The organism is Paraburkholderia sp. BR10882 (assembly GCF_040948855.1).
Classification (GTDB): domain Bacteria; phylum Pseudomonadota; class Gammaproteobacteria; order Burkholderiales; family Burkholderiaceae; genus Paraburkholderia; species Paraburkholderia nodosa_A.
This window is the reverse complement of sequence record NZ_JBFPKP010000001.1, coordinates 959447-973337: the sequence shown is the minus strand read 5'-3', so window position 1 is coordinate 973337 and position 13891 is coordinate 959447. Positions and strand designations below refer to the sequence as shown.

12 protein-coding genes are annotated in these 13891 nt (G+C 66.4%); 4 read left to right on the top strand and 8 right to left on the bottom strand.

Going from position 1 to position 13891, the window contains the following annotated elements; all coding sequences use genetic code 11:
• Window positions 1–47: 47 nt before the first annotated feature.
• Together AB3X99_RS04560 and AB3X99_RS04555 are read right to left on the bottom strand one after the other, a co-directional pair.
• Entirely contained in the window at window positions 48–824 is a 777-nt protein-coding gene (locus AB3X99_RS04560) for an SDR family NAD(P)-dependent oxidoreductase (protein ID WP_368616215.1), read from the bottom strand.
• A 48-nt stretch (window positions 825–872) separates the two neighbouring features.
• Window positions 873–1940, bottom strand: coding sequence for an ATP-NAD kinase family protein (locus tag AB3X99_RS04555; protein WP_069267607.1), 1068 nt, complete (start codon window positions 1938–1940; stop codon window positions 873–875).
• 477 nt (window positions 1941–2417) lie between these two features.
• On the opposite strand from AB3X99_RS04555, the gene AB3X99_RS04550 reads away from it, so the two are divergent.
• From AB3X99_RS04550 to AB3X99_RS04540, 3 genes are all read left to right on the top strand, one after another.
• A complete protein-coding gene (locus tag AB3X99_RS04550) occupies window positions 2418–4418 on the top strand; it encodes a sigma-54-dependent Fis family transcriptional regulator (RefSeq protein ID WP_368616214.1) in 2001 nt (666 codons plus the stop codon).
• Window positions 4419–4637: 219 nt separating this feature from the next.
• Window positions 4638–5228, top strand: coding sequence for a ComEA family DNA-binding protein (locus tag AB3X99_RS04545; RefSeq protein WP_368616213.1), 591 nt, complete (start codon window positions 4638–4640; stop codon window positions 5226–5228).
• 124 nt (window positions 5229–5352) lie between these two features.
• A complete protein-coding gene (locus tag AB3X99_RS04540; protein WP_069267517.1) occupies window positions 5353–5793 on the top strand; it encodes a YidB family protein in 441 nt (146 codons plus the stop codon).
• 122 nt (window positions 5794–5915) lie between these two features.
• Here AB3X99_RS04540 and clpB read toward each other — a convergent pair whose 3' ends face one another.
• Complete coding sequence (gene clpB, locus AB3X99_RS04535) at window positions 5916–8513, bottom strand: ATP-dependent chaperone ClpB (RefSeq protein WP_368616212.1); 2598 nt, start codon at window positions 8511–8513, stop codon at window positions 5916–5918.
• A 252-nt stretch (window positions 8514–8765) separates the two neighbouring features.
• The gene (locus tag AB3X99_RS04530; RefSeq protein WP_069267519.1) at window positions 8766–9266 is read right to left on the bottom strand and encodes an Rrf2 family transcriptional regulator; all 501 of its coding nucleotides are present in this window, start codon (window positions 9264–9266) and stop codon (window positions 8766–8768) included.
• A gap of 209 nt (window positions 9267–9475) precedes the next feature.
• Between AB3X99_RS04530 and AB3X99_RS04525 the strand changes: the two genes are divergently transcribed.
• Window positions 9476–10036 (top strand): group III truncated hemoglobin, encoded by a 561-nt coding sequence (locus AB3X99_RS04525; RefSeq protein WP_069267520.1) that lies wholly within the window; start codon window positions 9476–9478, stop codon window positions 10034–10036.
• A 100-nt stretch (window positions 10037–10136) separates the two neighbouring features.
• Here the strand turns inward: AB3X99_RS04525 and AB3X99_RS04520 are convergent, their stop codons facing one another.
• The 4 genes from AB3X99_RS04520 to thrC form a co-directional block, all read right to left on the bottom strand.
• On the bottom strand, window positions 10137–10619 hold the full coding sequence (locus AB3X99_RS04520; RefSeq protein WP_368616211.1) for a molybdenum cofactor biosynthesis protein MoaE: 483 nt from the start codon (window positions 10617–10619) through the stop codon (window positions 10137–10139).
• A 19-nt stretch (window positions 10620–10638) separates the two neighbouring features.
• Window positions 10639–10896 (bottom strand): molybdopterin converting factor subunit 1, encoded by a 258-nt coding sequence (gene moaD / locus AB3X99_RS04515; RefSeq protein WP_069267522.1) that lies wholly within the window; start codon window positions 10894–10896, stop codon window positions 10639–10641.
• Window positions 10897–10909: 13 nt separating this feature from the next.
• The gene (gene glp, locus AB3X99_RS04510; RefSeq protein WP_368616210.1) at window positions 10910–12193 is read right to left on the bottom strand and encodes a gephyrin-like molybdotransferase Glp; all 1284 of its coding nucleotides are present in this window, start codon (window positions 12191–12193) and stop codon (window positions 10910–10912) included.
• Between the two features lie 241 nt (window positions 12194–12434).
• Window positions 12435–13886: a threonine synthase gene (thrC, locus tag AB3X99_RS04505; protein WP_069267524.1), complete on the bottom strand. Its 1452-nt coding sequence runs from the start codon at window positions 13884–13886 to the stop codon at window positions 12435–12437.
• Between the last annotated feature and the right edge of the window lie 5 nt (window positions 13887–13891).

Below are 13891 nucleotides of genomic sequence, written 5' to 3'. Positions count from 1 at the left end.
GCTTGTACCGCTCTGGATTGGCTTGCTGCGGGGAAATGCGACTGCTCCTAGTGAAAAGTGAAACCGCCGTCGACGTTCACCGACTGGCCTGTGACGTTGTCCATCGTCGCGAAGAACAGGGCGAGCCGGCCCATGTCCTCCGGCGTTTGCGCGCGGCCCTGCGGAATCAGCGTGAGCTGATGGCGCTGCCAGGACTCTTCGACGCTCTCGCCTTCTGTCTTCCATTCGTCGGAGAGCCGGTCCCACATGTACGTACGCACGATGCCGGGGCAAATCGCGTTCACGGTGATGCCCTCGCGCGCGACTTCCTTGGCGAGCGCGTTGGTGAAGCCAACCACCGCAAATTTCGACGCGCTGTAGTGCGCAAGATTCGGGAACCCTTCCTTGCCCGCGATCGAAGCGACGTTGATGATCCGCCCGCGCTTTTGCGTACGGAAATGCGGCAGCGCAGCCTTGCAGCCGAGGAACACGCCTTTCGCGTTGACGCCCATGACGAAGTCCCAGTCCCGCTCTGTTAATTCGGATACCGGACTAATTGAAATCACGCCGGCGCAGTTCACGAGAATATCGAAGCCACCGAATTCCGAAAGCGCCTGCGAGACCATCCCTTCGAGCTGGACAGCCTGGGTGACGTCGACCTTGGCGAAGGCGGCGCGTCTGCCCAGCGCCCGTAACTCATCCGCAGTCGCGGCAAGCGGTTCTTCGAGCAGATCCGCGAGCAGCACGTCCGCGCCGGCTTGCGCGAGCGTGAGCGCAATGCCGCGGCCGATGCCGCGCGCGCCGCCGGTCACGATCGCGACCTGGCCTTTCAAGGGTGTGTCCATGCGATGTCTCCTTCTTTCGGTGATGCGTGGAGGAAGCAAGCCCAATCGCTATGCGCGCGCGGCGGCCTCGCGCAACAGCTGATGCGACGCCGCGTAACGCAGCGTGCGCGCGACATCGACGGTCAGCGGACCGTGCCAGTCGAGCGTCACTTCATAGCGGTCGCCTCGCGCCGGTTCGATTTCACGCTCGCCGTCGAACGCGAGCGTGCCGTGGCCCGCTTCGAGCGGCAGCGCCACGCCGACTTCGAGGCGCTGGCAGGTAAGCATCGTCAGGCGCTCGACGCGGCCCGGCGCAATCGGCGCGAGCAACGGCACGCCTGCGCCGCTGCCCTCGGGCGCGCCAGGCTGGGCGAACGTCATATGCAGGCCGTGCGCCGCATCGCGCCCGACCGGCGCCCAAGCCCCGCCGATCGACGAGAGACCGATGCCGTCAGGCGGCGCGAAGGTCAGAAAAAGTGATTCGATATCCGAACTTTCAGAAATCGCACGCGCACCGATGAACGGCTGACGCGCCACGCAAATGTCGACGAGCGCGATTTCTTCGCGCCCGCGCGACGGCCCTTCCACGCAGCGCGCGACGAGCCGCTTGTTGCGCGAAAGCGCCGACTCGGCGGGCACCGCGCCGGTCGCGACGAGCGCGCCCGCGAGGCCCGCGACGGTGGCCTCGCGCAGTTCGGGAAAGGCGTTGTTGGTGCCGGTGGAGAGCGCGAGCAGCGGCGTCGCGCCGCAATGGGCCGCGACCGCGCGATGGGTGCCGTCGCCGCCCAACACCGCGATCAGCGCAACCTCCTCTCGCACCATGTGATCGACACCGGCGTGCGTATCGGCAACGCTTTCGTCCACGAGCAGATCGACGAACACGACCTCGGGCCAGGGTTCGTGCGCGGCAATGGCCGTGTGCGTCTCGATTGCGCGCAGGAGCAGCGCGGCCACGCCGGTGTTGTCGCGCAACGTGAGCACGCGCGTCACGCCGAGCGCGCCCAGGCCTGCGAGCAGGCGCACGACCATGTTCGCCTTCTCGGCCGTGGGAAAGACGGAAGCATGCGAAGTGAGACGGCGAATGTCGCGGCCCGATGCGGGGTTGGCGATCACGCCTACAGTCACGGGCGTCGTCACGGATTTTGTCTCCTGATGGCGTCGCACCGTGCATTGCCGTGCGCCGCCTTTGCCGCCAGACTCTGCAAGCGTCATGCCAATGACGTCGAGAAAGCGCGGCGATAGCGCAGAAGGCCGCGTGACGGGGTTCTGCGGCACATGCACGGGGTGGCGCCGGCACGATCAGCGTCGCGCGCGGCGTCTCAGTCACCGTCTCGCGCGAGCGACGCGCCGCTCGCACGACCAACCGCCCGCTTGAAGGACTACGCGCATAGCCCCGCGTGGCGTGCCAGAGCGGCGACTGAACGCCCAGGTCCGCCGCGCCGAAAGGCGCGGCACGAGCCGCTGAGACGATCGTCTCAGCCGTCTCGCATGCTGCGCTGCGGTGTGATCGCGCGCAAAGGATGTGCTACAAAAGACTCCCGCCGAACGCTTTCCGGTCCGACGTAACCCGACGTTACTCCGACGCTCACCGCGAGCCGTCGCCTGGAACCGCTCATGCCCTACGCCCTTGCGTCTACCCGGCACGCCGAGCGCGTGCGCGGCGCCGTAGAAGGCCGCCTGCCCGCGCCGTCCGACTCGCCGCGCCTCGTCTCGTCGTGGCAGCGCTCGTTCGAGCGCTATCAGCTGGACCCTGGCTCCGTGATCGGCCCGCGCGTGCTGAGCGCCGCCGAGCTGCGCGAGATCCGCGATCGCGAGGAGTCCTTTCTGCGCGCCTCCGGCCAGTGCCTCACGCGATTGCACGACATGGTGCGCGAGGCCGATTACTGCGTGATGCTGACCGACGCGCACGGCGTGACGATCGACTATCGCCTGGACCGAGAGCGCCGCAACGACTTCAAGCACGCGGGTCTCTATATCGGCTCGTGCTGGTCCGAGAGCGAGGAAGGCACCTGCGGCATCGCGAACGTGCTCACCGATCTCGCGCCCATCACGGTGCACAAGACGGACCATTTCCGCGCCGCGTTCACCACGCTCACGTGTAGCGCCGCGCCGATCTTCGCGCCGGGCGGCGAGCTGATCGGCGTACTCGATGCGTCGGCCGTGCAATCGCCCGACAATCGCGAGAGTCAGCGCATCGTCAACCAGCTCGTGCGCCAGAGTGCCACGCTCATCGAAGACGGCTATTTCCTGCATCGCCTCTCGTCGTGCTGGATACTCTTCGGTCACCAGAATCGCAATTACGTGGAAGCGCAGCCCGAACTGCTGATCGCCTTCGACGAAAACGGCAACGTGGTCGCCGCAAACCGGCGCGCGCGCGAATGCATGCCGTGCCTGGACGGCCCGCGTCATATCGACGAGATTTTCGATTCGTCGCACGTGCAGTTGCGCGACATCGGCCGCATCGAAACCATCGCGGCGCTGCGCCTGCGCGCGAACGGCTCGATGCTGTATGCGCGCATCCGCGCGCCGCTTGGGACGAGCGGTTACGGCGGACACAGCGCACGCAGCGGCGCCGGCGCGGCGCATGGCGCGATGCCGCTGCGGCGCGACACCGCCGACGCGCACGAATACGACCGCAGCGCGCTCGGCCCCTTCCTGCGCAGCGCCGACCCGCGCGTGGCCGAAAACGCGCGCATCGCGCAGCGCGTGGCGGGCAAGCGCCTGCCGATCCTGCTGCTCGGCGAAACCGGCGCCGGCAAGGAGGTGTTCGCGCGCGCCATCCACGACGCCAGCGCGCGACGCAATCGGCCGTTCATCGCGGTGAATTGCGGGGCGCTGCCCGAGTCGCTGATCGAGAGCGAGCTGTTCGGCTATGCGCCGGGCGCGTTCACGGGTGCGCGCCGGCACGGCGCACGCGGCAAGATCGCGATGGCCGATGGCGGCACGCTCTTTCTCGACGAAATCGGCGACATGCCGCTCGCGCTGCAGACCCGCCTTTTGCGCGTGCTGGCCGAGGGCGAAGTCCTGCCGCTCGGGAGCGAAACGCCGGTGCGCGTCGATATCGACGTAGTCTGCGCAACGCACCGGGACCTCGCGCAGATGGCCGGCGCGGGCGCATTCCGCGACGATCTCTACTATCGCCTGAGCGGCGCGGTGCTCACGCTGCCGCCGCTGCGCGAGCGGCGCGACATCGCGATGCTCATCGACACGGTCTTTGCGGAAGAAGCGCAGGCCGCCGGCCGGCCGCTCGCACTCGACGCCACGCTCGCGGCGCGGCTCGCGAAGTTCGCGTGGCCCGGCAACCTGCGGCAACTGCGCAATGCGATGCGTTACGCATGCGCCGTCTGCGACACCGTGCTGGTCGAAGCGCGGCACCTGAGCGGCGACCTCGCGGCACGCCTGCCGCCACTCGCAGCGCCGGCCGCATCCGGCTGCCCAGCCGGCATTCCGCCAGCGTCGCCGCTCTCCGACGAGGACGAGCGCGCACGCATCGTCGCGGCGCTCACGGCGCACCGCTGGCGTCCGAACGCCGCCGCACTGGCACTGGGCATTTCGCGCGCGACGCTCTACCGGCGCATGGCGAAGCTCGCCATCGTCGGGCCCCATCGCGTTTGAGCCGGATTGCGCTGACTTCCGCGCGTTTCGCGTCGCCAGAGTGCACAGAAGTATTAAATATTGTGCGGCGCGATTTACTTGCCACACTTCGGCCGGTATAAATCGAGCGCTCGCGATCCACAGATACGCCATCTGGCCTATTCTTGTACCGCAGCCCCCTCCGCTGGATGCGTCGTCCGTTCCCGGCTCACTGAAAATGCCCTCAATGGAGTGATTGCCATGCTCAAGAAGCTGCTGATGCTCTTCCTCGCAATCGGCCTGTCGCTGTCCGCCGTGCTCGCCGCAGCCGTGGAAGTGAACACCGCCGACGAAACCGCGCTCGAATCGGTCAAGGGCATCGGCCCCGTCCATGCCAAGGCGATCATCGACGAACGCACGAAGAACGGCCCGTTCAAGGATGCCGACGACCTGGTGAACCGCGTCAAGGGCATTGGCCCGAAGTCGGTGCAGAACCTCGAGGCGGCGGGGCTCACGATCAACGGCTCCTCGGCGCCGCCCGCGGGCAAGACGGCTAGCGCGAAGAGCGGCAAGAGCGCCGCTGCCACGAGCGCCGCGCCCGCTGCGACCACGGCCAATCCGATGACGGCGCAGACGCCGGCGGCCGCGACCACGGCGCAAGCCGCCTCGGACACGGCCGCGGGCAAGTCGAAGCACAAGAGCAAGAAAGACAAGACAGCCGCCGCTGCCAGCGCGCCCGAAGCGGGCTCCGCTGCGGCAGCTCCGGCCACGGCATCCGATACGAAGGCGAAAAAGCCCAGGAAGTCGAAGAAAGACAAGGCCGCGTCCGCTACGGCCGCTTCCGGCGCCTGATTGCCGCCATCGTCCGGCGCGCGCAAGCCGTGCACTGGACCTCGAAAACGCGGCGCCACCCTCGCGTGCGCCGTCCGACTTACCGGCCGCGTCCCCGTCGCGGCCATCACCCAGAGAGATCGTCATGAGTCTGCTAGATACCCTCGGTTCCCTGCTCGGTTCGCAGTCGCAACAGCAAGGCGGCGGCCAGGCCCAGCTCCTCGCCGCGGCGATGGAGTTCGTCAACAACCAGCCCGGCGGGCTGAACGGCCTCATCGAGAAGTTCCAGCAAGGCGGCCTCGGCGACATCGTGCAGTCGTGGGTCGGCAACGGCGAGAATCAGCCTGTTTCGGCGGATCAGCTGCACAACGTGCTCGGCTCGGACGTCGTCTCGGGTCTCGCGCAGAAGGTCGGCATGCAGCCCGACCAGGTGAGCGGGCTGCTCGCCCAGGTGCTGCCGCACGTGGTCAACGCGGGCACGCCGACCGGCGAAGTGCCGCAAGGCGGCCAGATCAACACCGAAAGCGTGCTCGGCACGCTTGGTGGGCTGGCGTCGCTGCTCGGCGGCGGCAACAAGCAGGCATGAGCGCCCATTAGCGCTTCCTTGCAGGCATGAAAAAAGGGCAGCGGATCACTCCGCTGCCCTTTTCGTTTCGGCTCAGTGCGCCGCCTGCCGGCGCGCGCCTCAGCCGAGGGTTGCTACTCGCGTTAGTGCACCACGCGCTCGAACACGAACTTGCCGTCGTGCACGCCGACCGGGATGACATCCTTCGGCCCGAACTTGCCCGCGAGGATCAGCTTGGCGACCGGGTTCTCGATCTCCTGCTGGATCGCGCGCTTGAGCGGCCGTGCGCCGAACAGCGGGTCATAGCCGACCTTGGCGATCTGGCTCAGCGCCTCGTCCGACACCACGAGCTCCATGTCGAGCTTCTCCAGACGCTCGCGCAGACGCTGCAGCTGGATCTTCGCAATCGACTCGATATTCGAGCGATCGAGCGCATGGAACACCACGACCTCGTCGATCCGGTTCAGGAACTCGGGGCGGAACTGCTGCTTCACTTCGTTCCACACGGCGTCCTTCACCGCTTCCTGCGGCTCGCCCGCCATCGCCTGAATGAGGTGCGAACCGAGGTTCGACGTCATCACGATTACGGTGTTCTTGAAGTCGACGGTGCGGCCCTGGCCATCGGTCATGCGGCCGTCGTCGAGCACTTGCAGCAGCACGTTGAACACGTCCGGGTGCGCCTTTTCGACTTCGTCGAGCAGGATCACGCTATACGGCTTGCGACGCACGGCCTCGGTCAGATAGCCGCCCTCTTCGTAGCCCACGTATCCCGGCGGCGCGCCGATCAAACGCGCCACACTGTGCTTCTCCATGAACTCGCTCATGTCGATGCGGATGAGGTGATCTTCCGAATCGAACAGGAAGCCCGCCAGCGCCTTGCACAGCTCGGTCTTGCCCACACCCGTCGGCCCGAGGAACAGGAACGAGCCGTACGGCCGGTTCGGGTCCGAGAGACCGGCGCGCGAGCGGCGAATCGCGTCGGCGACGGCGGTAATGGCCTCGTCCTGACCCACCACGCGCTCGTGCAGCTTCTCTTCGATCTGCAGCAGCTTCTCGCGCTCGCCCTGCATCATGCGCGAAACGGGAATGCCGGTCGAACGCGACACGACCTCCGCGATTTCCTCGGCGCCCACGAGCGTGCGCAGCAGGCGCAAGCGCGTGGGGTTGTTCTGCTCGTTCGCCTCCGCGAGCGTCACCTGCTTGAGCTGCGCTTCGAGCTCCGGCAGCTTGCCGTACTGCAGTTCCGCGACCTTCTCGAGCTTGCCTTCGCGCTGGAAGCGATTGATCTCCGCGCGCACGCGGTCGATCTCTTCCTTGATCTGCGCGCCGCCCTGCACCGCGGCCTTCTCGGTGGTCCAGATCTCTTCGAGATCCTTATATTCGAGGCTCAGCCGGTCGATCTCTTCCTCGATCAGCTGCAGACGCTTTTGCGACGCTTCGTCCTTTTCCTTCTTGACGGCCTCGCGCTCGATCTTCAACTGGATCAGGCGGCGATCGAGCTTATCCATTGCTTCGGGCTTCGAATCGATTTCCATCTTGATCTTCGAAGCTGCTTCGTCGATCAGGTCGATGGCCTTGTCCGGCAGGAAACGGTCGGTGATGTAGCGATGCGAGAGTTCCGCCGCCGCGACGATAGCCGGGTCGGTGATCTCCACGCCGTGGTGCAGCTCGTACTTCTCCTTCAGGCCGCGCAGGATCGCGATGGTCGCCTCGACCGACGGTTCATCGACGAGCACCTTCTGGAAGCGGCGTTCGAGCGCGGCGTCCTTTTCGATGTACTTGCGATACTCGTCGAGCGTAGTCGCGCCGATGCAGTGCAGTTCGCCGCGCGACAGCGCCGGCTTGAGCATGTTGCCCGCGTCCATCGCGCCTTCGGCCTTGCCGGCGCCGACCATCGTGTGAATTTCGTCGATGAAGACGATGGTCTGCCCTTCGTCCTTGGCAATGTCGTTGAGCACGGCCTTCAGGCGCTCTTCGAACTCGCCGCGATATTTCGCGCCCGCGAGCAGTGCGGCCATGTCGAGCGAGAGCACGCGCTTGCCCTTGAGCGTTTCGGGCACTTCGCCGTTGACGATGCGCTGCGCGAGGCCTTCGACAATGGCCGTCTTGCCCACCCCCGGTTCGCCGATCAGCACCGGATTGTTCTTGGTGCGGCGTTGCAGGATCTGGATCGAGCGGCGGATTTCGTCGTCGCGGCCGATCACGGGGTCGAGCTTGCCCGAACGCGCGCGCTCGGTCAGATCGACGGTGTACTTCTTGAGCGCTTCACGCTGGCTCTCGGCGTCCTGGCTGTGCACCTGCGCGCCGCCGCGCACCGCGACGATCGCGGCTTCGAGCGCCTTGCGCGTCAAGCCGTGCTGGCGCGCAAGACGACCCGCCTCGCCCTTGTCCTCGGATACGGCGAGCAGGAACATCTCGCTCGCGATATACGTGTCGTTGAGCTTCTGCGCTTCCTTGTCGGCCTGATTGAGCAGCCCCGTGAGTTCGCGGCCGATCTGCACGTTGCCGTCGGTGCCCCGCACCTGCGGCAAGCGGTTGATGGCGTCGTTCAGCGCGTTCTGCAGCGCCTGGACCTGCACGCCCGCACGCGACATGAGCGAGCGCGCGGAGCCGTCCTGCTGCGCGACGAGCGCAGCCAGCAGGTGAACGGGTTCGATGTACTGGTTATCGTGTCCCACCGCGAGGCTTTGCGCGTCGGCGATGGCTTCCTGGAACTTGGTGGTGAGTTTGTCGATTCTCATTTGATGCGTGACCTCCAGATTTCTAGACTGTCACCAAATTTGAGGGGGGACGCGCCGGTTTCAAGCGCTCTGGCGTCATTTTTTCCGATTTTTGCGATTCAGGCGCGGGCAGCGTCCGTCTACCGTTGCTGCCGCGGCGTGAGAAAACGGGGAAGAATGCGAGGCGGCCGCTGCCGCGCGAGGCAGCGCGTCACGGCTGAACACCGCGACTCGTAGGGGAAGAAAAACGAAGAGGTGACGCTGACGCGCGCTTCAATGCTCGCGCGAAGACGCGGAGCGAGCCGCCTGGGCGCGCGGCATGAACTGGATCGGCGCGAGGCCGAGCAACCCGGTCAGTTCGCCTGCAGGCTGGGCCAGTTCGCCGATGGTATGGCAGTCGAGTTCCGCGAGAAACGCATCGCGCGCCGCGGCCAGCGCGTGCTTGAGTCGGCATTGCGGCTCGATGACGCAGCTGCGCCGGTCGCCATGTTCGTCCGGAAAGCAGCCGACGAGCGAGAAGTCGCTCTCTGTCTCACGGACAACGGCGCCAACGCTCAGATCGAGCGACGCCGGTGCGAGCCGCAAGCCGCCATTGCGTCCGCGAACGGTGTCGACCCAGCCGAGCTCGCCCAGGCGCTGCACCACTTTCATCAGATGATTCTTCGAAACGCCGTAGGCGTCCGAAATCTCCTGGATCGTGGCCAGGCTGTCGCGACGCAGCGCGAGATACAGCATCACGCGCAAGGAATAGTCGGTGTAGTCGGTCAGTCTCATGGCGATCGCAATGACAGAGAGGGTGCAGGTGACAGAACCCATACAATAACATGCAGTTAGCATGCAGGTTTTGCCTGGACTGAGTATCATTGTCACTCTGATGGACGCTTCGCAGGGCTTGGCAGCTTGCATGCGGCCCGTTGTCGCATCGTGCCGGCGCCCCGCCGCCGACTACACTCCAGGCACTTCAGGCATCACCCAGGCCCCAAATGACTCGCCCCGACACCCCTCCCGCTGCCGCGCTGCACGCCCGGCCAACTGAAGAAAACATCCGCGAACTCGTCTACGCGTTCTACGACCGCGTGCGCGACGACGCCATGCTCGGCCCGGTGTTCGACGGCGTGCTCGCTGGACGTTGGGACGAACATCTGCCCAAGATGTGCCGCTTCTGGTCGAGCCTCGTGCTCGGCACCAAAAGCTACCGCGGCAACGTGCAGCAGGCGCACGATCCGGTGCCTGGCGTCGAGCCGCAGCATTTCAGCCGCTGGCTCTATCTTTTCCTCGATACGGTTCAGGCTCGCTACGAGCCCGCGGCAGCGGTGCAGTTCATGGAACCCGCGCTGCGTATCGCGCAAAGCCTGCAACTGAGTCGCTTTGGCTGGGACTACACGATTCCACCCGAGCAACAGGCGATTCTCGATCGCGTGGCGCCTCGCAGGCGCCACGCCGGGCACGGTCATGACTTGCCAACGCGCCCGACCGGCGAGCCGTTTCCGGCCCGTTTCGTTGGCCGCCAGATGGATGTCGGCGAGAACACGCCCGCGGAGTGAGCGCATCTGCTTCAAGCGGTATATCCGAATAGGCGGTTAGTTGCGTTAAATAGGGGCGCGGGTGAGCTGAATCCGTCCCTTCGCCCCTGCGGACGAGCGCCTAGCTGGATTCCCGCGACGCATTCCCCGAGGCCCCCCCCCAGCGCGCCAGCGCCTTATCGTCACTCTCGCGGGCATCGACCCAGCGCGCGCCCCGCTCCGTCTCTTCCTTCTTCCAGAACGGCGCCTCGGTCTTGAGGTAGTCCATGACGAACTCGCAGGACGCGAACGCGTCGCCGCGATGCTTCGAGGTCGTCGCGACCAGCACGATCTGGTCGAGCGGCGCGAGCTTGCCCACCCTGTGCACGATCAGCACCTCGATGCCGGCCCAGCGTCGTTGTGCATCGTCGACGATCGCCTCCAGCGCCTTCTCGGTCATGCCCGGATAGTGCTCGAGTTCGAGCGAGGCGATCGTGCTGCCGTCGTTCAGATCGCGCACCGTGCCGACGAAGCACGCCACCGCACCGATCGCCGGATTGCGCGCGCGCAGTTGCGCAACTTCGGTGGTGAGATCGAAATCTTCCGTTTGTACGCGCACGGGCATCGTGAGTCTCCTGTGGCGCTCAGCCGCCCGTCACCGGCGGGAAAAAGGCGACTTCGCAGCCCTCGGTGATACGCGTGCGCGGATCCGTCATCACGTGATTGCAAGCCATTCGCAGCGCGCGGCCTTCCGCCAGCGTCTCGGCCCACACACCGCCGCGCGCACGCAGCCAGCCGCGCACATCGCCGACCGTCACGATGGCATCTGGCAGCGTGACCGTTTCGTCCGCGACGCCTAACGCCTCGCGCACACTCGCAAAAAATTTCAACTGGATCTTCATCGCTCGAGGCTTTTCAGTACAGCAATTCGGTGAACGGAATGAAGCGCACGGTCTCGCCGGCGCTGATCGCATGATTGGGCGGATTGTCGATGAGACCGTCGCCCCAGACCGTGGACGTGAGGACCGCGGAACTCTGGTTCGGGAACAGGTCCAGACCGCCAGCCGGGTTCACGCGCGCTCGCAGGAATTCGTTGCGGCGGTCGCTCTTCGCCTGGGTGAAGTCGGCGCGCAGCGAGAGCGCGCGCGGGCTCACCTGCGTCGCGCCCGCAAGGCGCAGCAGGAACGGACGCACGAACAACAGAAAGGTGACGAAACTCGACACCGGGTTGCCCGGCAACCCGATGAAAAACGCCTCGCCGGTTTCCGCGTCCGCCGCCCCCTGCGTCCGACGCACCGCGCCGAACGCGAGCGGCTTGCCCGGCTTCATCGCGATCTGCCACAGGTTGATGCGCCCTTCGGCCTCGACGGCGGGCCGCACGTGATCCTCCTCCCCGACCGAGACACCGCCCGAAGTGAGGATGAGGTCGTGGCCAGCGGCCGCCTCGCGCAGCGTCGCGCGCGTGAGCTCGAGCTGGTCCGGCACGATGCCGTAGTCGGTGACTTCGCAGCCGAGATTGCGCAAGAGGCTCGTGAGCGTGAAGCGGTTCGAGTTGTAGATCGCGCCGGGTTTGAGCGGCTCGCCGGGCATCGTCAGTTCGTCGCCGGTGAAGAACACCGCGACCTTCACGCGGCGCACGACGGTGAGCGTGGCGCACCCCACCGACGCCGCGAGCCCGAGTGCCGCCGGCGTGAGGCGCGTGCCCGCCGGCAGGATCACCGTATTCTTGCGGATATCGGCGCCCTGCGCCGTGATCCATTCGCCCGCCTTGGGCGCGTGCACAAAGGTGACGGCGCCTTGCGCGGCCTCGGTCTGCTCCTGCATCACCACGGCGTCTGCGCCCGGCGGCACCGTCGCGCCCGTGAAGATGCGCGCGGCCGTGCCTGCCGCGAGCGGTTGTGGCGCGTGGCCCGCGGCAATGCGCTGCGAAACCGGCAGACGGCGGCTGCCTTGCGCGAGATCGGCCACGCGCACCGCGTAGCCGTCCATTGCGCTCGTATGCATCGGCGGCACGTCGAGCGGCGAGACGACGTCTGCGGCGAGCACGCGGTTCAGCGCGTCGAACGTCGAAATCGTTTCGGCACCGGCGAGCGGCTTCGCCGCGGCAAGCAGCGTGGCGAGGGCGTCGGCAGTGGAGAGCATCGGCGCGCGCGGTGCGGGCGCCGGCGCAGCGGAAGACGGGGACGTAGGCGTGGACATCGAGGTCGTCTCGGACGTGGGCGGCGGGGCCGCCAGCAGCGGTTGGTCTGTCGTTATTGTAGCGGCGCGACCGGCGCGCCGTGCCTTATGCCGTGGATATCCCTGGCGCGCAATGCCTGCGAGTGCGCAGGCCCGGCTGAAGTGATGCAGCGCGCGGGTACGATCGACCCGCCGACGCGTAAAAGCTGATGCGATGTCCACGCGCCGGGACCGCGAACCGATCCGGCCCCGGCTGCGTCCATCAGTGCGCCGTGTGAGCGGCGATATAGTCCTTCACGCGCTGCGCGTCGGCAGGCACGACTTCGAAGCGCTGCGGCAGCGCCTCGAGGCCTTCGAACGCCGCCGGACGCTCCGGCTCGCGGTCCAGCGCTTCGCGGATCGTCTCGCCGAACTTCACCGGCTGCGCGGTTTCGAGCACGATCATCGGCACACCGGGCTGCAGGTGTTCGCGGGCGACCTTCACGCCGTCGGCCGTATGGGTGTCGATCATCGTCTTGTAGCGCGAGTAGATGTCGCGAATCGTGGCGATGCGGTCGTCGTGGCTGCTGCGGCCCGAAACGAAGCCGAACTGCTTCACGCGCACGAAGTCGCCGCTCGCCACGAGATCGAAACCGCCCTTCTCCTCGACGTCGCGGAACAACTGCGTCACGCGCGCCGGGTCGCGGCCCAGCAAGTCGTAGACGAAGCGCTCGAAATTCGACGCCTTCGAGATGTCCATGCTCGGGCTCGTCGTGTGATACGTCTCGGCCGAGCCGCGCACGCGGTAAATGCCGGTGCGGAAGAACTCGTCGAGCACGTCGTTCTCGTTGGTCGCGACCACGAGCTTTTCGATCGGCAGACCCATCATGCGCGCGATATGGCCCGCGCACACGTTGCCGAAGTTGCCCGAGGGCACCGTGAACGAGACGCGCTCGTCGTTCGACTTCGTCGCCGCGAAGTAGCCGGCGAAGTAGTACACGACCTGGGCCACGACGCGCGCCCAATTGATCGAGTTGACCGTGCCGATCTTCTGCTGCGACTTGAACGCGTGGTCGTTCGAAACGGCCTTGACGATGTCCTGGCAGTCGTCGAACACGCCTTCCACGGCCAGATTGAAGATGTTCGGGTCCTGCAGGCTGAACATCTGCGCCGTCTGGAACGCGCTCATCTTCTTGTGCGGCGACAGCATGAACACGCGCACGCCCTTCTTGCCACGCATCGCGTATTCGGCCGCGCTGCCGGTGTCGCCCGACGTCGCGCCGAGAATGTTCAGCTCCTGGCCGGCCTTCGCGAGCGCGTACTCGAACAGGTTGCCGAGCAGCTGCATCGCCATGTCCTTGAACGCGAGCGTCGGACCGTTCGAGAGTTCGAGCAGCGAGAGCGGCGCGCCGTTTTCCTCGCCGAGCGTGGTGAGCGGCGTGATCTTGCTTGCGTCTTCGCCATGGCGCACGTTGCGGTACGTCTCGCCCGTGTAGGTGCGGCGCGTGATGTCGCGCAGGTCGTCGGCCGGAATGTCGCCCGCGAACTTCGAGAGGATCTCGAACGCGAGGTCCGCGTACGAAAGGCCGCGCCAGCGCGCCAGTTCTTCCTTGCTGATCTGCGGATACCCGGCCGGCAGATACAGGCCGCCGTCGCGCGCGAGGCCGCCCAGCAGGATGTCGGAAAACGAATGATGCTCGCCGGCGCCCGCGCCGCGCGTAGATACGTAATTCATAGCCC